Source organism: Synechocystis sp. IPPAS B-1465 (assembly GCF_003015225.1).
In the GTDB taxonomy this organism is placed as follows: Bacteria; Cyanobacteriota; Cyanobacteriia; order Cyanobacteriales; family Microcystaceae; genus Synechocystis.
Genome location: NZ_CP028094.1, coordinates 3,069,471 through 3,095,580 on the forward strand (window position 1 = coordinate 3,069,471; position 26,110 = coordinate 3,095,580).

A 26,110-nucleotide genomic window follows, 5' to 3' on the forward strand; every position below is an offset into this window, starting at 1 on the left:
TTAAGAAACCTGCAATAAAGCAAGATCGAGCTTCGGTCGACTATAGACCACGGGGGGATAAAAATCTAAGTCCGCTTCCATTAAATGATGGGGGCGATCGCAGATCTCAATTTCCTGAAGGGAATGCCAATGTTGTCGCTGAAAAAAACGCACATTTTGCAATTGCACCGTCGCGAAAAACTTAGTACAACCCCAACCATGGGCAGCGGTAACAGCTTTATAAATCAAACCCTTGCCAATGCGACCCACTCGCCGGTAATTTTGATGTACTCCTAGCCGACCGCCATACCAGACATTCGGTTCATTTTCATAAATCCGCACCGCACCTACTACTGTAGGTTTACCAGGAGTCTCCGTATCTAGGGCAACAATTGGATAGGCAAACTGATCCGTCTCATCAAAATCATGTCCGGCAAAAATGCCCTGTTCCTCACAAAAAATTGCTCTGCGTAGGGCAAAATACCCTTGAATTTCTGCCGCAGATTCTGCCAGTTCAAACTGAAAACGATTGTTTGACATCGTAAAAAGCTCTCTATTTTGCAAATGTTGATAATGCTGAACAAGCGCCACATTTCGCACAGCCGGCCTTCATATCTACTGAAGAAATCTGCGATTGCTTAATGATTGTGCCGACCCTCTGATACAGGGCAAACATAAAATCACTGTCCGGCGCAGGGTGATTTGCTAAAGGTGTTTCGGAAATGGGGACGAAGGGAACAACAAAAGGGTAAACGCCCATATTGACCAGCTTTTCCGAGGCTTCTACCAAAGTTTCAAAGCTATCTCCCAGCCCTGCTAAGAGATAGGTGCTGACCTGTCCCCAACCGAAGACTTTAACGGCGGCTTCGTAAGCTTCGTAATAGTAGGAAACTGGAACCTCGGCTTTTCCGGGCATAATTTTGGCACGAACATCCGGATCAACCGCTTCGAGATGCATTCCCAAACTATCGACGCCAGCGGCTTTCATGCGCTCGAACCAAATAAAATCATCGGGGGGTTCACACTGGGCCTGAATGGGAATATTGACCCGCGCTTTAATGGCTGCTGCACATTTTGTAAGGTAGGCTGCACCACGATCGCCTGAATTGGGTGTCCCCGTTGTCATGATCACCTGTTCGATACCGTCTAACCGGACTGCGGCTTCTGTGACCTCGGCTAACTGCTCCGGTAATTTACGGGTGATCGTGCGACCTGCATCAAGGGATTTTTCTATGGCGCAAAATTGACAAACAGTGGACTCATCGCGATAACGTATACAGGTTTGCTGAACCGTCGTCGCTAAAACATTGTTGCTGTGCAGTAGCGCAATGTGCGAATAGGGAATACCATCTGCTGTCTTCAAATCATAGAATTTAGGTTGACGGGGCAGGGCGATCGCCGCAATCTCTTCGTCCCCTTTGCTCAAAACCGTCTTTGGGGGCATGGATGCAAGGTTGATACTGTAGGGCGATGCCGCAGCGGTGGAAGTATAGATTGGCACCATCACCGTCGTCCCATCCACCGTCACTGCCCGATGATCTGAAGGCCCTGCACCGCCTTTGCGCCCAAGATCTTTGGCATTTGGATCCACCAGTCGCAACCCTTTGGATTGCAGTTCTGTGATGAGACGTTGCTTATTCATGTCGCTGGGATAATCCTTAAATTTTTGTACTTAATGGCTAAAAATCGGATTGTTGGGCAATGCCTCAATGGTTTCCGTCAGCTCTGGATCACTTACTGCCGGAATAGCATTGGGCGTAACTGGGTTGGCTTCTAGGGCTGACCAAGGCTGATTGTTGAGGGTTAGTTGTAATAGATCCGGTCGGGCATAATGTCCCACCGAATCCATCATGCGTTTGCGTTTAGCGATGAGGGAAAAATCTAAATCGGCGATCGCCAACCCTTCTCCCTCAGCAATTGGCTCACAGAGATGCTTTCCTTCGGGGCTAATAATTGCCGTATAACAACCACCACTCAAGGCTTGATGCATTTTTTCGTCGGTGGTAATTTGTAACTTTTGCTCCGCTGTCAACCAACCCGTTGCATTAATCACAAAACAGCCGGATTCCAAAGCATGATGCCGCATGGTCACTTCCATTTGATCCGCGAAAATCTGACCCACCATCGATCCGGGGAATTGCCCACAGTGGATTTGTTCATGTTGCGCCATCAGCGCATAACGGGCTAAGGGATTGTAATGTTCCCAACAGGCCAAGGCTCCCAAGCGTCCAACCGTGGTATCTACCGTCCTCAGACCTGCACCATCCCCTTGTCCCCAAACCATCCGTTCATGGTAGGTGGGCGTGATTTTGCGACGTTTTAGCACCAGCGCACCATCTGCATCAAAAATCAGTTGTGTGTTGTACAGCGAGCCTTCTTCGCGCTCATTAACCCCTAACACCACGACCATTCCATGGGTTTTCGCGGCTTGGGCGATCGCCTGGGTGACTTTCCCCGGCACAGTAACGGCTTCTTGATAAAGCTTTAGGTGACTTTTCCCCATCAAAACCGGCGGTTCAACAAAGGAAAAATAAGGGTAATAAGGCACAAAAGTTTCAGGAAAAACAATCAGTTCTACCCCTTTCTTTGCCGCATTGGCGATCGCATCGAGAACTTTCTCCATAGTCCCTTGTTGACTAAAAAGAACAGGACTAATCTGTGCCGCTGCTGCCCGAATATTTTTTGTATAATTCAGCATGATTTTTCCCAGCACAACGACTGGAATAGTTTCAGAAATAAAAAATGATTTGAAAACAAGTGATTGATATATTAGACTTCAAAAATCAAAAACAAAATTTTCAAATCATCCCTCCTATCAATAATTCACCAAATATTTAATCAAGCACATTTTTACATTGTCCAAGTATCAAGAATAAACGCACCATCCCTACGGTGCATCAAGATTAAATCCATCACATCTAGGGGATTAATCGGACGAATACCGGGGATTAGAGAAGGCTCGCCATGACCATAAAGTGCTTGCAGTGCAAAGCGACAAGCATAAACCTTACCCCCTGCTTCCATGATTTTTACAATACGCTCATTCATGGTCAGGTGACCCGGAAAACCTTCATCCCCAAGCTTAGGAAAACCCCTTTGTACACCGAGAGTAACACCGGGACCATAGAGCAAAACAGATGTTTCAAAGCCTTTTTTAATTAAGCGGCTAGCTTGCATTAAATTTACTAAGCCAATGGAGCCTTCAAACGCCACTGTATGAAAAGTAATCAGCGCTTTTTCACCGGGTTCAGCTTGGACATCAGGAAAAACTTTTTCCTCGTAATCTACTAAGAAATCACCTGTTTGGTGAGCTGGCTTAGTTACCTCTGGCATGGTTGTAGTTCCTTAAATTCAAATTCTGATTTGACTTGAGATTAGTCATGTATCAATGTAGAAGCGAAGTTTCCTTATTCTTGTATCATTTGTCACAAAAAAATAGTTTTAATTGAAAGTCATAGGTTTAACCATTCTTAATTTCTTGTATGAAGATTATCTTTTCTTAATAATCTTAGCCAGAAAAATGCTTCTTATCTAGATACAGTAAGAGTTTCAAGGCTTGGAATTTTCCTGGAAATGGATTTCTGTTCAGTATGTCCGCTTAAGATTTAAATGATTAGACACCTATCTAAATCAACAGGTCTGTCTATGTAAAGCTTATAAATACAAGACTATTGCGATGTTTCCTATTAATAGAATCAGAGATCATCAATTTGTAGCGAAACATACAAGTGTTAGAAATTTCGAGGCTTACAGTTGATGATTATCAGGAAAGATAGAGTTCAATACAGGTAGATAATATGAAAAAAAGCCACTATTCCGTCATTATTGTCGGTGGAGGACAGGCGGGCTTAGCGATTAGTTATCTCCTAAAACAAGAAAGCATTGACCATGTTATTTTCGAGAAAAATCAAATTGGTCATGCTTGGCGTAATCAACGTTGGGATTCTTTTTGTTTGGTTACGCCTAATTGGCAATGTCGGTTACCCGGCTTTCCCTATGCGGGGGGTGATGATCAGGGTTTTATGCTGAAGGACGAAATTGTCCAATATCTTGAGGATTATGCGGCATCTTTCCAAGCTCCTATCCTTGAGGGGGTAGAGGTTTCTAAGCTGAGTCAACGGACTGATGCTTTTGAGGTGATTACCAGCCAAGGAATCTACACCGCTGATCAAGTGGTGGTTGCTACTGGGGGCTACCATACGCCAAAAATTGCGGCGATCGCCAAAAAACTACCTCCCCATATTGTCCAGTTACATTCGGTGGACTACAAAAATCCGGAAACCTTACCAGATAGAATTTTATTAGTTGGCACAGGTCAATCGGGCTGTCAAATTGCTGAAGACCTACATCTAGCAGGTAAAACCGTCCACCTTGCCACAGGCAGCGCACCCCGTTCACCCCGCCGCTACCGAGGGAGAGATGTGGTCGAGTGGTTAGAGTTGATGGGTCATTATGATCTGCCCATTGATGAGCATCCCCAAAAGGAAATGGTACGCCACAAAACAAACCACTATTTAACCGGTCGTGATGGTGGCAGAGAAATTGATCTGCGTCAATTCGCCCTTGAGGGCATGCATCTCTACGGACGGCTCAAGGATATTGATGGAAATCAAATTCTATTTGCCGATAATCTCAAGGAAAATCTCGATCAAGCAGACGCAACGGCCGCCAGAATTAAACAAAGCATTGATGAATATATTGCCAAAAACCAGCTTGATGCGCCCATCGAAGCACCCTATCAGCCCGTTTGGGAACCAACTTCCATACCCCTTACCCTAAATATTGATGAAATTGATGCGGTTATTTGGTCCACTGGTTTTAATTTTAATTATGCTTGGGTCGATGTTCCTGTATTTAATTCGATGGGGGAACCTCTACATAATCGGGGTGTAACTAATGTGGCGGGGCTATATTTCTTGGGTTTACCCTGGTTATATACTTGGGGTTCTGGGCGATTTTCAGGGGTTGCCCGTGATGCGGAATATTTAGCGGAAAAAATTAGAGAAACACTGCCCGCTAATCAAATAAATCCTTGTACGGTGGCTTGATAAATGGCTTGGTAGCGATTTTTGGCGTTGAGTTTATGGAGGGTGCCATTAACATGAAACTTAACGGTACTTTCGCTGATGTGAAGCTCCTCGGCGATATCGCGATCGCGTAAACCTTGGGCTAATAGGCTGACGATTTCCTTTTCCCGCTCCGAGAGGAGATGTTTGTTGAGCTTGATGTTTTGAAACCCGTCATAGGGGAGTTGCAGCGAAATTTGCAGGATTGATTGATTTACACTGCTTTGACTCCTAAATTCACCGCCAACATGGTGGGCTAAAAATTCTATTTCTTTAAAAGGCGATCGCCCATCTGTGTTGAAGGCTTCTGACACGGATGCTTCGACAATGGCTTCGATGGTGACCGAAATCTCCCCATAGATGAGACGGCAATAATTACAGGAGAGTCGATTAAAAATTTCTGTGGTTCTGATCAATAGATATGCAAGGGTGGGAGAGAGCTTTTTTTCTGTGCCGATTAGGGTCAGCTTTGTCTGAGATAACAGCCTTGCCAAAACGTCCGGTAAAGGGATTTGATCGTCTAAAAATTGGGTTGTATTAATCGTATTTGTTTCGCTCTGGAGTTGTCGGACGGCATCAATGGCGATCGCCACTGCCATACAGAGAACTTGTAAAACTTCCAGAAATTCTGCGACAAAGGGAGCCTCGCTAAAGACAGCCAAGACACCAATCACACGGTCATGGCCTACCAATGGATAACCGGCGAAACCGCGAATATTATTGGCGATCGCCCAGTCACGATCCTTTACCCAGGTTTCATTGGCGAGATGATTGCTTAAAAAAGGAATACAGCTTTGGGCAATTTTACCGACCTTATAAGCCCCCATCGGCACACGGGCAAAACTACCATTCGTACTGGTATGTAAGCCTGACGAAGCAACCAGTTTTAAACTCGCACCATCAGGCTCTGTTAACCAAATACGTGCAAACACGCAATGAAAATCATGGATTAATGCTTCGGTGATTTCTTTGGTAATCGCCGTTGTGTCAAGGCAACCAGAAATGCGCTTGCTAGTCGTATTTACTTTTTGGAGATCAAAAATTAGCTGGGCAGAATCTAACACGAGCGGCTCAGAACACTATCAAATCCACGCTATCAAAGGAAGCTATCTTGAAAAGTGCTGCAAGCAACATTATGGACACCGAACCATAGGATAAATTTTCGCCATGATCCCCGGGTTTATTGATAGTTCAAAACTGCTGCGACTCAAAATCTGAAGTCATTATATGGACAAGGCGCAGAAATTTTATCCCTATCTCAACGATCATGGCCTTAAAACGTGTTTGGAAAGTTTTATTCCGCCCCCTAAATCGACCCACTAAAGCTCCGGCAATACTGGGGGACTTTCACTCAGTTTCCCCCCAAATTTGGGGGGCCAGGGGGGCTTTTCAAACAGGCTCTTAGATTACATAAACTACATTTTGGGCTGTGGCATTATTCTGGAGTATTGATCAAACCAGGGTGATCTAATGGGCGATCGCCGGGGGCATCCCAGAAGAAACGACGCTCGGATTCAGCAATGGGTTTGTCGTTAATACTCGCTTCCCGACGACGCATTAAACCCGCTTCATCAAATTCCCAATTTTCATTGCCATAGGCTCGATACCATTGACCCGCATCATCCTGCCATTCGTACTGAAATCGTACTGCAATTCGATTTTCGCCAAACGCCCACAGCTCTTTCACCAGACGATAATTTAGCTCTTTATCCCACTTGCGACGCAAAAACTCACGGATTTTTTCCCGACCTTGGAATACTTCCGCCCGATTACGCCAAAAACTATCCTCGGTATAAGCCATACAGACTTTATCTGGGTTGCGACCATTCCATGCATTTTCTGCCATCCGTACTTTGGCGATCGCAATTTCCTTAGTGAAGGGAGGAACTAAAGGTGTTGTCATGATTAAAATTTCCCAATAATTTTAGAAGAGACGGCGGCTTACGAATTTGTTTACTCTCATTGTTGATGCAGGCAAAACCTACGAATTCATCTATGGTTGTTGACCCAATAGTGACAGAAGAAGTGTCCGAAAGACCACTAATGGCTAGAACTCCGCATTTGGTGGCCGCCTCATATAAACCAAGGGCTAATTCTTTGAGTAGTTCCCTTTCAATGCGTTGTTCAGAAAGTCGAATAGATTGAAGAATCGAGTCGGGAATTGAAATTTGCATTATGGTCGTATGTAAATTTCGTTAAAATGTATTGAGGTACGGCCAGATTATAATTCGTCAACTTTAGTTGGGGAAGTTGACGTATCTTCGAGGACAAAATAGCCATTCCGACCCCGTTTCTTGGCCTGATAGAGCGCATCATCGGCACATTTTACCCAAGAGGCCAAGGACAATCCAGGCCGGGGTACAGCACAATGAATCCCAATACTGACAGTGACATAATTAGCAATCTCAGAGGTGGGATGGGAGATCGCTTTAGCATCCATCAAAGTTTTAATCCTTTGGGCAACGATAACCGCGCCGGATAAATCGGTTCTGGGTAAAATTAAGGCAAATTCTTCTCCCCCATAGCGGGCTACTAGGTCTGAAGTGCGATGGACAGATTCTTGCAAAATGGCGGCGACAATGCGTAAACAGTGGTCTCCGGCTTGATGGCCGAGGGTATCGTTGTAGAGTTTGAAATAGTCAATGTCCAACATCACCAAGGTTAAGGACTCAGTTTCGCGAAAAGCAATTTGCCATTCCCGTTCCAAGGCCTGGTCAAAGAACCGACGATTATAAACTCCGGTGAGGCCATCAATTTGAGTCAATCGTTCCAGTTCAATGTTGACTTCTTGGAGTTTTTCTTGGGCTTGTTTGAGCGGGTCAATGTTTTGAATTTGGCAGACATAATAGAGCGGTTGTTGTTGAGCATCTCGGACCAAACTGACATTCAACAGACCCCAAATCCAACGCCCATCCCGGTGTTGATAGCGGCGTTCTTGGGTATAGGCCATAATTTCGCGGTTGAGCAGTTGTTGAGTTAGGTCTCCTTGGAATGGCACCCAATTGGGATCTGTTACTTCTGCCACATCATGGTCTTGCAGTTCATCGGAAGTATAGCCCAACAGCTCACAAAAGGCGGGATTGACCTCAAGAAATTTACCATCTAAGGAAATCAGTGCACTACTCACGGCCGTAGTTTGGAAGGTTTGCCGGAAGCGTTCTTCACTTTCTGCTAAGGCCTCTTGTATGCGGAATTTGTCGGTAATGTCCCGTCCTTCACAGAGGAGAAAAATTATCCGCTGGTCGGTGTCGTAGATGGGCCGAATCGAAAAATCCAAAATAACTTTTTGCCCATTATTGCCCAAATTTTCTACGTCATAGCGAATCAGAATCCCTTGAGCGGCCTGGTGTATCGCGGATTTGAGGTCAGCTTTGAGCTGTTCGGATGCCTGCCACCAGGGAGTTTCCCAAAAATCTTGGTCGACAATCTCATCCACCGTAATGCCAGCAAAATCCAGGGCCCGTTGATTCACTTTGACGACTTTCCCGGTGGGGGTTAACAGAGCGGTAAATTGGGAGGCTTGATCAAATAGGGCTTGCATCATCGCTTCCCGTTCAGCCAAAGCCAGTTGCACTTCTTTGAGCGGGGTAATGTTGATATTTAAGCCACTCATTCTGACCGGTTGGCCGGCTTCGTTATACTCTACGTGGCCGGTACCTAAAATCCAAATACAATTCCCGTCGGCCTGGACTAGGCGAAATTCCCCTTGATAGGGTTCTCCGGTGGCAATAGCTAAGTTAACCCCCGCCTGGACGTGCTCCCGATCGTCGGGATGGACTAATTTGTAGAAAGTGTCTTGGTTTTTCTCGTAGCTGTCGGGGGTATAGCCCAAAAGATGATCGGACTGCTCGGACCAATCGGCTTGATCGGTGATTAAATCCCTTTCCCACCAGTTGGTGGAGGTGGATTCCAGGGTCATTCGCAACCGTTGTCCACTTTTTTGGAGAGCCTCTTCAATTTGTTTACGCTCAGTAATGTCAATCATAATCCCGCTGAGTTGAATGGGCCGACCGGTTTCATCCCGCTCCAGGGCCGCCAAATCCGCAATCCAGACCATTTGGCCATTGGGGGGAATCATCCGAAATTCAACCCTATAGGGCGCGTCGTGATTTAGGGTAGCTTCCACTGCGGTTTGCACCTTGGCCCGGTCTTCCGGGTAAATCAGCGCAATGGCATCGGCCCAGGTTGTGGGTAGTTCATCCCCGTGGCGGCCGAGCAAATCATGGAATGAGGGAGCTGAGTACATCTGGTCGTTGACGATATCCCATTTCCACCAATTGGCGGTTTCGGCAGAGAGGGCCAGGCGGAGAGTGGCTTCATTTTCTTTCAGGGCGGCTTCGGCAAGTTTTTGCTCGGTAATGTCGAGGTTAATGCCGCTCATCCGCAGGGCTTGGCCATTGGCATCCCGTTGCACCATACCTCTGGCCATAATCCAACGAATCGTCCCATCGGGGTGGACAAAGCGAAATTCGGTTTTATAGGGAATCCCATTTTCTAAGGAATCGTATAACTTTGCCCGGGTGGGTTCTACGTCGTCGGGATGGAGAAAACTTAAGAAGGAAGCAATATTTTTGGGGTAGGAGTTGGGGGCGCGGCCCACCATGGCATCAAAGGTGTCTGACCAATCCACCTCATTGGTTTTGATATCCCAATCCCACCAACTTGTATCGGTTGATTCGAGGGCGAAGCGGAATCGTTCTTCACTTTTTTGCAGGGCCTGGGTTTGCTGTTGAAGGCGACGGAGAGGGCGGTTAATGGACTGGATTACGGCCAAACTTAGGATCACTAACAGGCTTAATCCCAAGGCGGCGATCGCCAGCGTGGAGACTAAACTTTCATTGGCAACATTAATGAAACTTTGTGCGGAAATTGCCATAACTAGCAGTCAGTCCAGCGATTGATTCAGGCTTTGAAAATTGAGGTTAGTGACAAGGGTGGTTTCAAGATTTCGAGTTTTGGGAGTAATAATTGGGGCATAGGTACGGACCACCAAGCAAATAGTGCAATAGTTTGCGTGTAAAATACTATCTGTAAAGCTGAATTTGTAATACCTCCCTGATTCTAGCAAGCTGGACTGGTTCTTGCGCTTTGTAAAAAGATGGGGCAGTGGTTAGTGGTTCGTGACATTTTTTAACCAGCCTTTGTTAATTGTTTTCAGTATTCTCAAATAATATCCTCTCTTTTTTTGAACAGGAAAATAACTACGAGGCAAACAAAACCTTGGAGTAATAAAATTTCCCAGTTGACCAAAAGATTATTCCAACTAGGGTCGTAAACTAGGGTGGCTTTAAAAGGAGATTCCAATACGGTACCATCGGGAAAAATGACTGGCTCTGGCACTAGACTGTTGATGTCTAATAATGTGCCATAGGCACCGATAGACCAACGGCTGACCATAAACCAAGAAAGATATTGACTCACACCTTTAATTTGGAACAGTACGCCGGAGAAGATGATTTGGGGCAGTAGCAAAATAGGTAGAGCGGTGTTAGCCTGGGTTTCACTTTTGACCAAGGTAGATACCATTAAGCCTAAGCAAATAGAACTGAAAAGGGTGAGATAACTGGTGATAATTAGCCCCAAACCCCAGGGCAATAGGGGAGGCTGGGGATGGTCGAAGGCAATGAGGATAATCACCACCATAGCAAGGGTTTGCAAAAGCGCTAATCCTGACAATACTGTCACCTTAGAAGCAATATAGGCGAACAGGTTAAGATTAACTAATCTTTCTCGGCTGTAAATATCATTTTCTTTGACAATTTCTTGGAGAGAACTGGCGAGACCAACCCAGATGGCGGCACAGCTAAATACTAATAGTACGGTCTGAGCTAGGGGCGCAAGTTTGGGATCCGCTTCACTACCCAGAATAAATGGTTCCCTAGTGGCGATCGCCAGATCGATTAATAAAATGCCAATGGGGGCGGTGGCAATGGAAATACCGATATTGACCGGATCCCTAGCCATAATTTGCCAGTATCTTTGGCACAGAATCCAGGTTTGGCGCAGGGGAGATACCCTGGGAGGACTAGGTCTAGGGGCGGCAACAGCGGAATTACTCACCCCCAACCGTTGATCAATGTACTGATGTTGATAGCTAGACCGGCTATAGCGTTGGGCGGCTTTGATCACTGCTGATTGATTATCCAATTGAATATAAACATCAGCAAAATCACCATTATGGAGGTTAAAAAATTGGCAAGCATCGCTAAAAGTGCCGAAATAACACAAATTGCCCCCCTGGCCTAAAAACACCAGGCGATCGCATAGGTTAATGTTGCCGGTGGCATGGGTTACCAACACAATAGTTCGTCCCTGATCCGCTAGCTTTCGTAATAATTGCATCATCTTTTTATCTAGACCAGGATCTAAACCCGATGTCGGTTCATCGAGGAAAAATAATTTCGGATCCACCAGTAACTCCACGCCGATGGATACCCGTTTGAGTTGGCCGCCGCTTAATTTTTTGACCAGAACATGGCGACGTTCCTGCATTTCAATTTGGCCCAAGGTTTTCTCAACAATTTCGTCAATATCCGCATCTTGGGGTAATCTTAATTTAGCCGCATACCGCAAAGCTTCCTCTACGGTTAGGGAACTGTGGATAATATCTTTTTGGGGCACGTAACCAATTTGATTACGGTAAAGGTTAAAATTATTTCTCAGATCTTCACCGTTCAAATAAACTGTGCCAGACGTAGTAGGTTCAATACCTAATAAAGTCCGCATAAAAGTCGATTTGCCTGCGCCACTTCCCCCCACTAAAGCTACCAATTGACCTGGTTCAATGGGCAAAGAAATTTGGTTAAGGAGTGTAATTTCTTCGCTCTGATTACCTTGAACAGTGCGGACGATATTGCGGGCATCAAGGCGAATATTATCCCCGGTGTCGGCAATGAATAATTGATCGTTTTGTAATACCAGGGTGTAGGGAACTATTTTGATGATGGCGGCGGTGTTAATCAGAATTTTACCGTTGACTTTAGTGCCATTAACGTAAACACCATTGGTGCTGTAATCGTGTAAAAGATAGGTATTTGGCTCTAAATAATCCAGGACAGCATGTTGGCGGGAAACTGCGGAGGAAAGTAATTGTAAGTTGGCAGTTTCGTCCCGCCCAATAACCACAGATTTTTGCTTTAAATTGATGGATAATAGCGATGTTAAATTGGTAGGGCTAGAGCCATTGGGAGTAAAATATTTAATAGTAATAAGAATATTAATATTTTGTCCAATCTTAATAACATCTCCATTCTGTAATGGGTAGCCAATATCATGGGTGATTAAATGATGATTAATAAATAGCTTGTTACTGCTGGGATTGAGGCGATCGCCGTCATAAATAAAGTAATTACCTTGATCTTCTACTAAAGTAGCTTGACAACGACTAATAATGCTCCAATCAGTGGGGACTATCAGGTCGGCAAATTGGGAATCTCGACCTAAAATATGTTTACTTTTAGTTAATTCAAAAGGGGGTAAGCTTTGACCTTGATTAGTGACAATAATGTATGGTCTATTATTTTGATTCATGACCATTTCAAATTATTGAAAAATAAAATATTCATAGTTAAAACTGTAAATTATAGACATCAAATACCACTTCGAGCCACCATGAAAATTTGACTTGCTCTTGGTGAAGCAACATAACGCCAATGCCATGGTTCATAACTTACTCCTTGACTATTGTTAGGAGGAAATGAAAGTTCAAAACCATACTGATTAGCATTTCTAGCTAACCATTGATAAGCAGATGTATTTTCAAAATTTATTTTTAAATCATTTGCTGGATTAGCACCATCTCCTATATCTAAAGCATAGCCAGTGTGGTGTTCACTGTGTCCGGGAGGGGCACTAAACCTTGCCGCTGCTTCTTTACCACCTTTTCTTTTAATTTGATTTTGAAATAAAGCATCCTGAGAGGCAATAGAACGAAATCCAGAAATAATAGTTAATCTTACTCCTTGAACTTGAGCATCAGCTTGCATCTTTTTAAAAGCAGTGGCTGCTTCTTGATCTAAAGATTCACTGCGGCCGTAATATTCACCTACTTTTACTAATCTTTGCTGGCTATTTTCAGGGAAAGAATAATGACCTAAATTAGTTTTAACCGCAATATTGTTGGGAACTTCTCTTGATCCTTGCTGTTCTGCTAGCGGGGATAATTGTTCATAATCTGGTGGAAGTCCTGGCAATAGGGGGCTAGTCTGGATTTCGGGGACTTCAGTTATTAATGGTTCGAGATTAGTTGGAGTCGGAGTGGGAACCGGAAGAGAGGAAAGCTCTCTATCTTCAAGGGGGGGGGGAGATGGAATTTTTTCTTGATTATGAATGCCACTAGTTTCGTTAATAGATAATTGTTTAGCATTAGGTAAGTACCACCAACCATACAACATTCCCACTAACAGAGCGGCAACAAAAAAGTTTACCAATTGAAAGTTATTTTTTAAAAATTTTAGCATTTTCCTTAGAATCAAGTCTAAAAGTTTACTAATTGACTGGCAATCCACCCCGTTGATCCTGAACCATAGTGATAAACTTTATACCAAACATGGCCACTGGAATCAGTACTACTATCTAAGATGTCTAAACCCTCACCTGTATAGCCTTGAGTAATAACGCCATAATCTGTTCCCGGACCAGAGCGAATATTTTTAGATCCAGGAATTCCTCCAATAGTTGCGCTAGCACCGCTGGCCATAGCCTTTGCCTGATTTGCTAAAACTTGAACTCTCTGTCTTTCTGCGGCTAAACGCTGCCTTTCTTGCTTAGCTCGTTCGGCCTCAGCAGCTAGTCTTTGACGTTCTTCTTCTACTCGTTTTTGTTCTAATTCCCTTTGACGTTTTTCATTCTCGGCAATTTTTTGCTCTGCTTCTATTCGTTTTTGCTCTGCTTCCTGTTTTTCTTTTTCAGCTTGAGCCGCCCTAGCTTCAGCTTCTTTAATTTGTTGAGTAATTATAAACCCACCTCCTAAACCAGCAGTGACCACAATAATCCCAATAAGAACAGTTAACAGCGTTGCAATTTTTGATTTTCCATTGTTGTTCGAGTAGTTATTATGAGAGTTACCGACGGGCTTAACAACAGTTTCAGCCGTTTTGGTGGAACTTCTCGTGACTAAAAATTCATTACTAGGTGCAACTCGAACAGTTTCCATTGGAAGTGCTGGCTCAGCCCCAGAACTAATTAAGGAGTGTAGAGCCTGATACATTGCTTCGGCACTGGAATAACGACGACTAGGCTCCATTTCTATGGCTTTATTGATTACTTTAGCCAAGACAGAATCGATTTTAGATACATGACTTTGCCAGTCTAATTGGCCTGTTTGCTGGTCGCTAGAAAATTCAACTGGCAACTTCTTGGTAAGAGTGTAAATAATAGTCAGTCCTAAAGCATAAAGATCGGTGCTGAAAACAGAACGTCCCGAACTTTGTTCAGGAGCCATAAATCCCCTAGTGCCAATAACTACAGAGCTAACAGTAGAACCTGAGCCTAAAGTAACAGCCCCCATAGTTTCCTTAACAGCACCAAAATCAATCAGAACGGGTAAGTGATCACTGTCCCGCAAAATAATATTTTCTGGCTTAATATCTCGGTGAATAATTCCTTTGCTATGAATGTATTTAAGGGTAGTTAAAAGAGAAGAAAGAATAGTCTTTGCTTGTTCTGAACTAATAGGAGCAATTTCATTTAGGCTAACTCCTTGAATATACTCTTGGACTAAGTAAAATTCATTATCGTTTGAGAAATAACTATATAATTTGGGAATTTGACTGTTGTGCTCTCCTAAATCTTCTAACACTGAAGCTTCTTTTTCAAACAATTTTTGAATTAACTCAGTGGAGGTATTACTGTTTGCATTGGCTGGTTTAAGACGTTTTATTACCACCAGCTTTTGAGATGGTATCTGAGTATCTTTGGCTAAAAAAGTATCGCCAAATCCTCCTGAACCAAGGGATTTAACAATTTCATAACGGTCGAGTACTTGGACATTCATGTTGTTTGTTTATCTAAAATCAAAAAATTGAAATACTTAAATTCAACTTTAATTCAATCAATTGAACTGTAAAAAACTTATCTTTCAACTTCAATATGACAATTGTAATTCCCATCTTTTTTGGCTTTCCTTCTTAAAATATCAGCCGCCACATTCCAGTTATGCTTAGAAGCAGCGGTATAGGGCATACCACCACAATAACCACCGACAAAGTACCAGTCATCTTTTTCTGCTGTAGAAACAGAACAACTTCCGCCACCATTACCTCGACAGTTACGGATTGCGGCCTGTCTTGCCTTTTCCATAGTTGAGTAACCAGTGGCCCAACCCCAACCCCTTACTCCCTGGGCGATGGCCGAGTAGCCAGCCAAAGCAGGGGAAGCCGCCAAGCAGGTGCTCAATAGGGACAGACCAGAAATAGAAAGGACGTTTTTGGGACTGAAGATAATTTTCATAGCCGTATCGTTGCCTCATACAGACAAACTTATAGGAATATTACCCTAGTTTTACGAAAAGGATCTCATTCCGTCAGGACTCTTTTATTAACTTTCGTTAAAGCCGTTTTCCTTAGGCGATCGCCATGGAGCAAAGGGAAAAACGGAAGAAAATTTATCTGGATTTTGGTAGTACTGTTAAAGTTAATTTCACCAAAATTAGTCAATGGGATAGCATAGTCAGTGCGACAATTCTGTGCTCATTTTCCCTTGGTCTGTCAAAAGAACCTAATTATCCCGACATATTGGAGTGAACTAATGGATATTGTTAAGATCATTTGTGCGATTCTATTGCCGCCCCTGGGGGTTTTCCTGCAAGTGGGTATTGGCAAAGACTTTTGGATTAACCTACTGCTGACCATTTTTGGTTTGTATATCCTCGGTCTTGTCCATGCCATTTGGGTCATTGCCAGGGAACGTTAATTAGTATCAATAAAAACATGGCTAGAGGATCAAGTTTGGTCTACTCCAGCCATGTTTAAGCAGAAATTAATTGCCTAAGATAAAAATAATCATGACCAAATTTTTTGTGGACCGGGGCGGCACCTTTACCGATATTGTTGCCATTACCAAAGATACAAAATTAGCCCAACATTCCGCTAAAGATAGGCGATTTAGCGTATTTATCCTACCCACAAAAGAAACGGTAATTTTATTTAAATTATTATCAGAAAATCCGGAACTTTATGACGATGCAGTTATCCATGGCATCCGAATTATTTTAGGTTTATCTTCCAACGAACCCATCGCCCCAGAAAAAGTTAGCATGGTTAAAATGGGCACCACCGTAGCCACCAATGCGTTGCTGGAACAGAAAGGAGATCCCCTAGTTTTAGTGATGACCCAAGGATTTCGAGACGGGTTGGCGATCGCCTATCAAAATCGGCCGGACATTTTTGCCTTGGAGATTAAAAAGCCTAGCTTGCTCTATGGCCCGGTCATTGAAGCGATGGAAAGAATTAATGCCCAGGGAGAAATTTTACAACCCCTAGATAAGCATAGGATTCACCAGGATTTACAACAGGCCTATGACCAAGGAATTCGCAGTGTGGCGATCGCCTTAATGCACAGTTATCTTTATCCTGACCATGAATTAATTATTACTGAAATTGCCCAAAACATTGGCTTTACTCAAATTTCCCGTTCCTCTGAAGTTAGCCCCCTAATTAAATACATTTATCGTGGCGACACCACCGTTGTGGATGCCTATCTTTCCCCTTTACTGCGGCGTTACGTTGACCAAGTGCAAGGACAATTACCAGGCATAACAGTACAGTTTATGCAGTCCCATGGAGGTCTGGTGGATGGTAGTCATTTCCAGGGACGGGATAGCATTCTTTCTGGCCCAGCGGGGGGCATTGTCGGCGCTGTCAAAACCTCCCAGCGGGCAGGCTTTCGCAACATTATTACCTTTGACATGGGGGGCACTTCCACCGATGTGGCCCATTTTAACGGTACCTATGAACGATTATGGGAGACGGAAATCGCCGGGGTACGTCTGCGGGTACCAAGCTTAGCCATTCATACAGTGGCGGCAGGGGGCGGTTCCATTTTGCACTTTGACGGGCAAAGATACCAAGTAGGTCCCGATTCTGCGGGGGCTAACCCTGGGCCAGCTTGTTACCGTCGGGGCGGGCCGTTAACAGTAACCGATGCCAATGTCATGGTGGGACGGGTGCAAAAAAGCTATTTTCCCCCTGTATTTGGCCCAGAAGGAAATCAGCCCTTAGATATTGATATTGTTCAGGAAAAATTCATCGATTTGGCAAATCAAATAGCTCAATTCACTGCAATTAAACCTATACCAGAGGAAGTGGCGGATGGCTTTCTGGCGATCGCCGTAGAAAATATGGCCAATGCCATCAAAAAAATCAGTTTACAACGGGGCTACGACTTGGAAAGCTATACCCTATGCTGCTTTGGCGGGGCAGGGGGTCAGCTAGTTTGTCGATTGGCCGATCGCCTAGGTATTAGTAAGATTTTTCTTCATCCCTACAGCGGTGTCCTTTCAGCCTATGGCATGGGTTTAGCGGAGCAGCGGGCTTTGCGGGCCATGACCATTGAGCAACCTTTAACAGCGGATAATTTAGAGAGCTTACTAAGCAATTATCAAACCCTAGAAACCCAGTTAGCTGAAACTTTTGTTAATAGTTCCAACAGCAATGGTAAAGCAGAAAATTTTAGTAAATCACCGGAAATACGTCGTCAAATTGATTTGAAATATCGAGGAACTGACACTAGCTTAAGTCTTGATTTTTGCCCAGATTTAACCAGTTTAATCACTCAATTTACAGAACAACATCAACAACGCTATGGGTTTAATCAAACAGGCACTCCCCTCACCATTGCTGCTATTAGTTTAGAGTATATTCAACCTCTAGATTTGCCGCCGGAACCCTGTTTAGCTTCAGTGGTAAAACCGGCCCAAGCTTTAGAAATGGTGGATTTTTATGGCGATCGCCAATGGCATGCCATGCCTGTGTACCAACGTCAGCAGTTAGCTCCACACCAGGTAATTACCGGGCCAGCAATGATTGCGGAAGAGACTGGTACTATTGTAGTTGATCTCGGTTGGCAAGCCCAGTTGGGCCAAGCATCCCCATGGGAACCCCAACCTTGCCATTTGGTGTTGGAAAAAATAGTTAATCAAACAAAAGCTGCTCCTGATTCAATTAATAACAAAGAGGAATTGGAAGTTAAGGTAAATACTGATAGTTATGAAACTATTAGTGGGAATCAAGTCGATCCAGTGCGCCTAGAAATATTCAAAAACCTTTATCAATTTATTGCCGAAGAAATGGGCATTGTGCTGCAAAACACCGCTAGCTCAGTCAACATTAAAGAACGGCTCGATTTTTCCTGTGCCATTTTCGATGCCAATGGAGACTTGGTAGCCAACGCGCCCCACATTCCTGTGCATTTGGGTTCCATGGGGGAAAGTGTCAAAGCTCTTTTGCACGATCGCCATCAGCAATTGCAACCGGGGGATGTGTATCTCTCCAATAATCCCTACAACGGTGGCACCCATTTACCGGATGTGACAGTGATAACGCCCCTGTTTGACTCTGCGGGTAAGGAAATTTTGTTTTATGTTGCTTCCCGGGGCCACCAAGCAGATTTGGGCGGCATTACCCCCGGCTCCATGCCTCCCCACAGTCAAAATATTAACCAAGAAGGTATTTTATTTGACAATGAGTTGTTAGTTAAAGCAGGGGAATTACAAACGCAAGCAATTCGTAATCATTTGCTTAATAACATTTATCCAGCTCGCAATCCCGAACAAAATTTAGCTGACTTTTCTGCTCAAATTGCCGCCAATCAACGGGGCATAATGGGTTTAGAAAGTATGGTAGCCCAGTATGGTTTAAACACCGTTCAGCAATATATGGCCCATGTGCAAAATAATGCCGAACAAGCAGTAACCAAGGCGATCGCCAAGCTGAAATCCGGTCAATTTGTCACAGAAATGGATAACGGCATTCGCATTGCGGTAACTATCACCGTTAACGCCTCCCAAGGCACCGCCATAATCGATTTTTCCGGCACTTCTCCCCAGGGCGATCATAATTTCAATACCCCCAAAGCGGTGGTACAAGCAGTGGTTTTGTACGTTTTCCGCACCCTGGTACAGGACCCCATTCCCCTCAATGCCGGTTGCCTCAAACCGTTAAAAATTATTATTCCCCCCGGTTGCCTCCTCGATCCCCAATATCCCGCCGCCGTGGTGGCCGGTAATGTGGAAACTTCCCAGGCGATCGCCGACACGTTATACGGAGCGTTGGGTTGTTTGGCCGCCAGCCAGGGCACCATGAATAACCTCACCTTTGGAGATGGTCAATATCAATACTATGAAACCATTGCAGGAGGCAGTGGCGCTGGCCCTAGTTTTGCTGGTTGTGACGCAGTGCAAACCCACATGACTAATTCCCGCCTGACAGATCCAGAAATCTTAGAAAGTCGTTTCCCGGTGTTGTTGGAACAATTCGCCATTCGGCCCCACAGCGGTGGCGCAGGTAAATTTCCCGGTGGCAACGGCATTGTGCGCCAGTTTAAGTTCCTTCAACCTCTATCAGTAGCTATTTTGGCTAATCGGCGGCGGGTGGCACCCTTTGGGTTGGCCGGGGGAGAAGCAGGAGCCGTGGGGGAAAATTGGTTACTGCGTCGTTCTGGGGATAAGGTACGGTTAGATAGTTGCGCCCAGGTGGATGTGGCCCCTGGCGATCGCCTAATAATTAAAACACCGGGGGGCGGAGGTTATGGCCATCGAGATTGAACGTAAATTCCTGGTTAAAGATGACCGCTGGCGGGATTTAGCCCAGGGTTATTTGTACCGTCAAGGTTACATTGCGACCAAGGATTTAACCACGGTTCGAGTCCGTACCATTGGCAATCGGGCCTATCTCACTATTAAGGGTAAAAATACCGGCATGGCCCGTTTGGAATTTGAGTATGAAATTCCCGCAGTGGATGCTAATCAAATTTTGACTGAACTTTGTTCACCGCCCCTGATTGAAAAATATCGTTATTGCCTCGATTACCAAGGAAAAACCTGGGAAGTGGACGAATTTTTGGGGGATAACCAGGGTCTAATTTTGGCGGAAGTAGAATTATCCCAAGCTGACGAAAAAATAAGTTTACCCCCCTGGATTGGGAAAGAAGTCACGGATGATGCTCGCTATTACAACGTCAATTTGACTCAACATCCCTACAAAAATTGGTGACAGCTTAAACGATGAACAAACATAAGATTTTTAAGTCTCTTTTTCTTGTTTGAATCCAAAACATAGCCAACCAAATAATTTAAATGATTTATCAATTTTACCTTTTTTCTTTATTTTATCCTCCCTGCATTGACCAAAAAACGATAGCTTACTGAATATGGCTAGTTATGGAAACTTGTAAACTTTGTAGATAGAAGGAATGTTGACTCATGTTCAAAAATGGTTATTTACTAATGGGAATTTTTTCTGCCACTTTTTTTTGGTTATCTGCGACCATTTCTGCCGAAACTGACTTTAATTCCTTTTGGCAACAATTCAAAACTGCAGTGGTTAACAGTGACAAATCCACCGTTGCCAGATTGACAAAATTTCCCCTTTCGATGCCATTTGGAATAGAAAGCATAAAAACAGAAACTGAATTTTTGCAAGGTTACGACGATATTTTGAATATGGAAGCCGATGTGAAGAGATGTTTTCAAACGACTAAACCGAAGCAAGAGGGAAAGGGTTATGCTATTTATTGCACCTTTAAACAGCTACCTGAATCAAGCGAAAATCGTCCGATTAAATATTATTTTGAAAGGACAAAAACGGGTTGGAAATTTGAGGGTATAGATAATATCAACGAGTAAAATATATTTGCAATCGCACCGCCCCCCAGAAATCTGAGATTCGCTCAGAAATTTTTCAATCGCAGATTAAAGTTGCCGGAGAAGAGATTGATTCACGGTAAAGTGTACGAAATTAGCTTGGATTTTCATGATAGGGATTTATGACGGTACTGACTAATTCTTCTTCTGTCCCCCAACTTAATCGCTGTTTAGGATTAATTCAGGTCACCACCCAGGCGATCGCCGTTGTAGGGCCAACCATAACCGCTGTGATCAACATTCCCCAGGTCTATCTCAGTTCCGGGAACAGTAGTTGGCTCACTTACCTGATTGCTTGTCTTTGTATTTTGTTAGTGTCCCAAGTGCTGATTACCTTTGCCAGGCAGGAAGCGGGGACAGCGGGCTTAGCCACCTATGTTTTGCAAGGTTTGGGGGTAACTTTTGCACGGTTAACGGGCTGGTTACTCTTACTGGCCTATGGCGGCTTTGGCATACTACTGCTGGCCATGGCCAGTCAAAGTTTTGCAATTCTAATGGGGATGGCCGGACCCAAACTGCCTCTGTGGTTTTTTGTTGTGGTTTTGGGAGGATTAATTTGGTGGCTAGTGTCACGGGATGTGCGAGTATCCAATGGAATGATGTTGGTGTTAGAAAGTGTTTCAATTATTATAATTTTCTGGTTATGTAGTGTTATTTTATTCCACCATAGTATTAAATTTGATTTGTCAGAATTTCAACTCACCAGCGCCACAGGCAACCAAGTACGTTCGGGCTTAATGATTGCTTTTTTGAGTTTTGTGGGATTTGAAAGTGCAGCTACCCTAGGACGTGAATCTCTCCATCCCCTCAAAGATATTCCCAAAGCTCTACGCATTGCTACTTTGCTGCCAGGGGCACTATTTTTGGTTTGGGCTTATGTTTTAGGACTGGGTTTTAAAGCGGCTCCCAGCAATATTCTCAACTCAGCCAGTCCGCTTGTTAGTCTCGGCGATTTTTTACAAATTCCGACGGCGGCGATGGTAATTAGTTTTAGCGCCTCTGTTTGTTTTTTGAGTGCAAGTTTAGGGGTATTTAGTGCTCTGGCTAGGGTTGGTTTAAGTTTAGGAAAAGAAAAAATTCTTCCTCCATTCAGCACTAAAATTCATCCTGCTTTCCACACTCCGGTGGGCTCCTTAACTTTAGGGTTAGGGATTTGTATTTTGGGTACTTTGGTTCTGCTAGCAATGGGGTTAAAACCCGATGATATTAACGATGTTTGTGGTACTTTTGGGACTTTAGCATTGCTATTGGTCTATGGTCTTGTTTCCATTTCCCTACTGCGGGATCACTATCGCCGTGGTATCCTTTCCCGTTCTATTTTAATCCTTGGTAGTGTGACAATTCTACTATTAGCAACTGCTACTATTGCTTTTTTAAGTGGGTTAAATCAAGGGGATTTGCTCAATACAGTGTTGATTTTCTTCGTTCTAATAGTTCTAGGCATTGGAATAATTGCTCGCCAAGGGGCTGACCGCTCCTGACAGTCGAGAACTAAGACAAAAATTACTGGGGGTTAGGTAGGCGATCGCCAAATTACGAATATTGCTCCGAAACTGACCACATTACCCACTGCGAAGAGTTCTAGCTATCCTTTACTGATAAGAAACTGGGAGAAAATCGTCCTTTTTTTGTAACAAACTATATCAACCTACAACCTTATACCTAAGTATAGGGAATATATTGTAGTAGAGACAGAGAAGAAATGGGAGGGTGAGCATTATGTTAACCGTCAGCGAGGTCGCTCGCAAACTGGGATTAAATCCGCAGACTCTCTATTTCTACGAACGCATAGGGGTAGTCGATCATCCCCAGCGCAACCAATCTGGTTATCGGGTTTATCAAGAGAAAGATTTGGCGATCCTGAGTTTCATTCGTCATGCCAAGGATTTGGGGTTTAGTCTGGAGGAGATTGCCGACATTCTCCACTTACAAAGTCAACAATCCCTGACTTGCGACGAAATTTATCATAAGCTCACGAGCAAAATCCTTCAGCTCGAAAGTGGAATCAAAGAAATGGAAAAAATGAAGGATGATCTATCCAAAATTCTCAGTCTTTGCTGTCAAAGAATTAGTAATGGGGGTAAACACGGTAATTGCTGTTTGTTAAATGAGCAGTTGACTTAGGTATTCTGAGTGATTGAACTTTTATCTACTTTGCTGGCTACTTTGTCAAAAATGCCACAAAAAACACTATTTTCTGGGGATTAAAACCAGAAAGGGAGGGTTTGTCATGTCTTCTAATTCGTCAAGTAAGTTAGGGGATCAACAAAATGTAGGCATCCTCTACAATCTCTACAGTCAAGGGCAAGGAAAATCGGATAAACAAGGAAGTAAACCTACCCTAAGTAAATCAACTCTTCTATCTAGCCTTGAACTAACAACTCCAACCTTAACTCTGGGCCAACGAGGTGGGAGTGTATCTGCTAACGCTGCCTCTAATTTGGCGGCGATCACTCAAATTTCGTCCCAAGGTAAACGGGGCGGTGGTTTGCCAACCGATAAGGGTGGTGGTGGGCCGCCAGATGGCAAAGGCCACGGCGAAGAATCAGTCGAAAATAACCTGTCCTTCCCTGTCATTTTTCCCTCCGGAGTTACGCCTTTAGCTCTACGGGGAGCCATGAATAGCCTAACCCTAACGGATCCTTATTTTGTACCCGGCACCCGTGATGATTATTACTGGTTTGCCCAAAAAAATGAAGGCAACACTTGGCAAGCTTATAACGAACAAGCAACAGGGGCGATCGCCATCGACAAAGTTGACGTGGGGGATGCCCTAGAGTCTGCCAGGATTGAGCTAGGTCAGTTTGTCCGAATCGAGTTGGCTTTATTTAAAGATATTGGGGATCCTCTTATCTCCGATGATGGGCAACTCGCCTACCATATGGAACAAATTGATGGTCAAGGCAAGACCGAAGTTCAGGGCACTCGCTATACAGCAGCATCGTTGCAACAGACTTTTGCTAGTGCCGATGATGCCTTTACCCAACTGGGGGATAGTGGTCTTCCCATCTATCGCAGTGACTTAGCCACCGTCTATGCACCGTCCCAGGTGATGAACCTAACCATTCAAAAATTCGAACATGATCCGGTTACAGGACTGGACTGGAACGGGGACCAATGGGTTGGCCTTGGCATTGGGACCAAAGACTACGCTGCTAGCACAGCATTTGGTTCAGAATTAGCCGTATCAGGTAAGGTTATTTCCGGCGTCTCGGGTAAACCGTTCAAATTCACTGATGCAGGAAACTATCGCATTACCTTTGAAATTGAAGAGGGGGCTTCGATTTTCTTGGATGCGGGGACTGAACGTTACAATGTCGCAGGCGCCAGGGGGATGGTGATTGTTCCTGATAGCTCCAACCATAATGGTTTGATCTATCTCGATATTGCTGTGCCCTCTTCTGTATCGGGTACTGAGGAAGTTGTCTTGGGAACCCAGGACGTCTTTAAAACCCAATTTGTTGAATTGGCACCCGTCAGTTAGCTTTAAATCCCTCCCAGGGAGCAAGTAAGTTTTCTTTCCCTTCCTCAGCTAAGGGTAGAGCTATCCGTTGGAAGATTAACAAAAATCTGCTTGCGGATAGCTTTTGATCGGCGCAAATTTACGAAAGGGTTCCAGCAGGGGTTTTGTCCAGCGCCCCCCGAAGGACAGTTAGATTTAGGGGATGAATTGCCGGTGCTTTTCCTACTCTCTGAACGTACAATTTAACTTGATTTGGGCTAGTAGTCCTTGGAATTGACAGAGAGAAAATAAGTAGGAGTTGGGTTGGCGATTAAAGCTCTAACTTAAAAGCTGTAGTAGAACTAGTAAGTATATTTAAAGAAAAAGCTACAGCTCTAAGTAAAAATCGTTGCTTATATTTTTCAGGTAAGATCAGTTTTTAGAGCCAGACATAGAATGAACTAGAGTTGATTTAACAGTCTTTAACCAACGCCAAGAAACGGCATTAATTAGTAATCCCAGCAGAAATAGAAATATCATTAAAAATATTTGGTACCAAACAATCGTTTCTAAGCTAAGATCAGCAATCAAATGCCCTAAGTTAAGCACTGAATATACTACAGTTAAGCCAAAATGAACCTGACGTACTTTGCGGGACTGACTAAAAGAAATAACGATAATAGCAAATAGTGGCAGTATAAAAAAGATTAACATCAGCCAAAAAATTGGAGAAACATCGGCCATAGTTTGCCCATGGAACTCCGCCACACTCAAATCATGAAAAAGGGGCATTAATCCCAAATCAGTATGAAACAGCATTGCCAACAAAAACACTGTCCAGAGGTTAACAATACGATGACTGTAATCCATAGTATTTCCTCTAAAAAAATGAGAGTGGTCTAAATTTTGTCTAAGAAAGTGTTTGAAAAGTTTTAAGCAAGCCTTTGAAGCATGAGATGAACCATGGCAACATAGAGCATGGTCTCACTGGTGGTAGGTAAATATTCATAATCCTTGCTTAAACGACGATAGCGACCAAACCAAGCAAAGGTGCGCTCGACTACCCAACGGCGGGGTAAGACTTCAAAACCTTTTTGTCCCTGCTTTTTGCTGACGACATTCAAATTCCAACCAAAAGTATGCTCCACCCAATAGATAAAATCCTTTCCGCCAAAGGTGCTATCAGTCCATATAACTTGCAGGCACTGCCAAAGGGGAGCAAACCAGGTAGCAAGTAGAATCAGACCCTGATGGTCGGAGCGATGGGCACCATGGACGACAACATCGAGAAGTAATCCCATGGTATCCACGAGGATTGTACGTTTACGACCATTGACCTTTTTTCCGCCGTCATAGCCAGTTTCTTGGCCAGTTCCAGCCTTTTTAAGTGACTGTGAATCTAAACAACCGGCACTAGGGTGAGTATTTCTTCCAGCTTTGAGCCGAACTTTCTCACGGAAGATACGGTTTAATTTTTTCCAGGTACCATCTTCGTGCCATGGCTGGAAATAACCATAGACCGTTCGCCATTTAGGAAAATCATGGGGCAGAAGTCGCCAGGCACACCCCGTTCTGAGCATGTAAAAAATAGCATTGAGTATCTCCCGCAGACTAGTTTTCCGTTTTCTTCCCCCAGTTTTTGCTTTGGGTAAATGAGGTTCTACCAATTGCCACTGGCTATCTGTGATGTCCGTGCTGTAAAATTCTCGAATTATCATTAATTATGGTGAAAATTTTATTCTTTTCACCATTTTCCATTCTTCA

General features: G+C 44.0%; 22 protein-coding genes. 8 read left to right on the forward strand and 14 right to left on the reverse strand.

Annotated features, from left to right (window positions below; translation table 11 throughout):
- From C7I86_RS14425 to C7I86_RS14440, 4 genes are all read right to left on the reverse strand, one after another.
- Window positions 1-579 carry an MSMEG_0567/Sll0786 family nitrogen starvation N-acetyltransferase gene (locus C7I86_RS14425; RefSeq protein WP_010873942.1) on the reverse strand — a complete coding sequence of 193 codons (579 nt, stop codon included), beginning with the start codon at window positions 577-579 and terminating at the stop codon, window positions 1-3.
- A complete protein-coding gene (locus C7I86_RS14430) occupies window positions 533-1,621 on the reverse strand; it encodes an MSMEG_0568 family radical SAM protein (protein ID WP_010873943.1) in 1,089 nt (362 codons plus the stop codon). The genes C7I86_RS14425 and C7I86_RS14430 overlap by 47 nt, the downstream gene beginning before the upstream one ends.
- A 30-nt stretch (window positions 1,622-1,651) precedes the next feature.
- On the reverse strand, window positions 1,652-2,677 hold the full coding sequence (locus tag C7I86_RS14435; RefSeq protein WP_014407149.1) for a Nit6803 family nitrilase: 1,026 nt from the start codon (window positions 2,675-2,677) through the stop codon (window positions 1,652-1,654).
- A 152-nt stretch (window positions 2,678-2,829) separates the two neighbouring features.
- Window positions 2,830-3,312 carry an MSMEG_0572/Sll0783 family nitrogen starvation response protein gene (locus C7I86_RS14440; RefSeq protein ID WP_010873945.1) on the reverse strand — a complete coding sequence of 161 codons (483 nt, stop codon included), beginning with the start codon at window positions 3,310-3,312 and terminating at the stop codon, window positions 2,830-2,832.
- 464 nt (window positions 3,313-3,776) lie between these two features.
- On the opposite strand from C7I86_RS14440, the gene C7I86_RS14445 reads away from it, so the two are divergent.
- The gene (locus C7I86_RS14445; RefSeq protein ID WP_010873946.1) at window positions 3,777-5,027 is read left to right on the forward strand and encodes an MSMEG_0569 family flavin-dependent oxidoreductase; all 1,251 of its coding nucleotides are present in this window, start codon (window positions 3,777-3,779) and stop codon (window positions 5,025-5,027) included.
- On the opposite strand, the gene C7I86_RS14450 is transcribed toward C7I86_RS14445, so the two are convergent.
- The 8 genes from C7I86_RS14450 to C7I86_RS14485 all read right to left on the reverse strand — a co-directional run bounded on the left by C7I86_RS14450 (window position 5,000) and on the right by C7I86_RS14485 (window position 15,494).
- The gene (locus C7I86_RS14450) at window positions 5,000-6,109 is read right to left on the reverse strand and encodes a LuxR C-terminal-related transcriptional regulator (RefSeq protein ID WP_010873947.1); all 1,110 of its coding nucleotides are present in this window, start codon (window positions 6,107-6,109) and stop codon (window positions 5,000-5,002) included. The genes C7I86_RS14445 and C7I86_RS14450 overlap by 28 nt on opposite strands.
- 371 nt (window positions 6,110-6,480) lie before the next feature.
- Window positions 6,481-6,948: a DUF1348 family protein gene (locus C7I86_RS14455; RefSeq protein ID WP_010873948.1), complete on the reverse strand. Its 468-nt coding sequence runs from the start codon at window positions 6,946-6,948 to the stop codon at window positions 6,481-6,483.
- On the reverse strand, window positions 6,917-7,219 hold the full coding sequence (locus C7I86_RS14460; protein ID WP_010873949.1) for a hypothetical protein: 303 nt from the start codon (window positions 7,217-7,219) through the stop codon (window positions 6,917-6,919). The genes C7I86_RS14455 and C7I86_RS14460 overlap by 32 nt, the downstream gene beginning before the upstream one ends.
- Before the next feature lie 47 nt (window positions 7,220-7,266).
- Entirely contained in the window at window positions 7,267-9,921 is a 2,655-nt protein-coding gene (locus C7I86_RS14465) for a PAS domain-containing protein (RefSeq protein WP_010873950.1), read from the reverse strand.
- Between the two features lie 287 nt (window positions 9,922-10,208).
- Window positions 10,209-12,575 carry an ATP-binding cassette domain-containing protein gene (locus C7I86_RS14470; RefSeq protein WP_223211301.1) on the reverse strand — a complete coding sequence of 789 codons (2,367 nt, stop codon included), beginning with the start codon at window positions 12,573-12,575 and terminating at the stop codon, window positions 10,209-10,211.
- Between the two features lie 59 nt (window positions 12,576-12,634).
- A complete protein-coding gene (locus tag C7I86_RS14475) occupies window positions 12,635-13,504 on the reverse strand; it encodes a D-alanyl-D-alanine carboxypeptidase family protein (RefSeq protein ID WP_199303669.1) in 870 nt (289 codons plus the stop codon).
- A gap of 17 nt (window positions 13,505-13,521) precedes the next feature.
- Window positions 13,522-15,039, reverse strand: a complete 1,518-nt coding sequence (locus C7I86_RS14480) for a protein kinase (protein WP_010873953.1) — start codon at window positions 15,037-15,039, stop codon at window positions 13,522-13,524.
- A 77-nt stretch (window positions 15,040-15,116) separates the two neighbouring features.
- A complete protein-coding gene (locus tag C7I86_RS14485) occupies window positions 15,117-15,494 on the reverse strand; it encodes a DUF4189 domain-containing protein (RefSeq protein ID WP_010873954.1) in 378 nt (125 codons plus the stop codon).
- A 297-nt stretch (window positions 15,495-15,791) separates the two neighbouring features.
- Between C7I86_RS14485 and C7I86_RS14490 the strand changes: the two genes are divergently transcribed.
- From C7I86_RS14490 to C7I86_RS14520, 7 genes are all read left to right on the forward strand, one after another.
- Window positions 15,792-15,956 carry a YqaE/Pmp3 family membrane protein gene (locus C7I86_RS14490; RefSeq protein WP_014407150.1) on the forward strand — a complete coding sequence of 55 codons (165 nt, stop codon included), beginning with the start codon at window positions 15,792-15,794 and terminating at the stop codon, window positions 15,954-15,956.
- Between the two features lie 91 nt (window positions 15,957-16,047).
- On the forward strand, window positions 16,048-19,806 hold the full coding sequence (locus C7I86_RS14495; RefSeq protein ID WP_010873956.1) for a hydantoinase B/oxoprolinase family protein: 3,759 nt from the start codon (window positions 16,048-16,050) through the stop codon (window positions 19,804-19,806).
- Window positions 19,790-20,254, forward strand: a complete 465-nt coding sequence (locus C7I86_RS14500) for a CYTH domain-containing protein (protein WP_010873957.1) — start codon at window positions 19,790-19,792, stop codon at window positions 20,252-20,254. The genes C7I86_RS14495 and C7I86_RS14500 overlap by 17 nt, the downstream gene beginning before the upstream one ends.
- 209 nt (window positions 20,255-20,463) lie before the next feature.
- Window positions 20,464-20,886 (forward strand): hypothetical protein, encoded by a 423-nt coding sequence (locus tag C7I86_RS14505; RefSeq protein WP_010873958.1) that lies wholly within the window; start codon window positions 20,464-20,466, stop codon window positions 20,884-20,886.
- Window positions 20,887-21,026: 140 nt separating this feature from the next.
- Window positions 21,027-22,385: an APC family permease gene (locus tag C7I86_RS14510; RefSeq protein ID WP_010873959.1), complete on the forward strand. Its 1,359-nt coding sequence runs from the start codon at window positions 21,027-21,029 to the stop codon at window positions 22,383-22,385.
- Window positions 22,386-22,614: 229 nt separating this feature from the next.
- The gene (locus C7I86_RS14515; protein ID WP_010873960.1) at window positions 22,615-23,028 is read left to right on the forward strand and encodes a heavy metal-responsive transcriptional regulator; all 414 of its coding nucleotides are present in this window, start codon (window positions 22,615-22,617) and stop codon (window positions 23,026-23,028) included.
- Between the two features lie 106 nt (window positions 23,029-23,134).
- Entirely contained in the window at window positions 23,135-24,388 is a 1,254-nt protein-coding gene (locus tag C7I86_RS14520) for a hypothetical protein (protein ID WP_010873961.1), read from the forward strand.
- Window positions 24,389-24,778: 390 nt separating this feature from the next.
- Here C7I86_RS14520 and C7I86_RS14525 read toward each other — a convergent pair whose 3' ends face one another.
- Together C7I86_RS14525 and C7I86_RS14530 are read right to left on the reverse strand one after the other, a co-directional pair.
- On the reverse strand, window positions 24,779-25,216 hold the full coding sequence (locus C7I86_RS14525; RefSeq protein ID WP_010873962.1) for a hypothetical protein: 438 nt from the start codon (window positions 25,214-25,216) through the stop codon (window positions 24,779-24,781).
- 62 nt (window positions 25,217-25,278) lie between these two features.
- Window positions 25,279-26,064, reverse strand: a complete 786-nt coding sequence (locus C7I86_RS14530) for an IS5 family transposase (RefSeq protein WP_010873213.1) — start codon at window positions 26,062-26,064, stop codon at window positions 25,279-25,281.
- Between the last annotated feature and the right edge of the window lie 46 nt (window positions 26,065-26,110).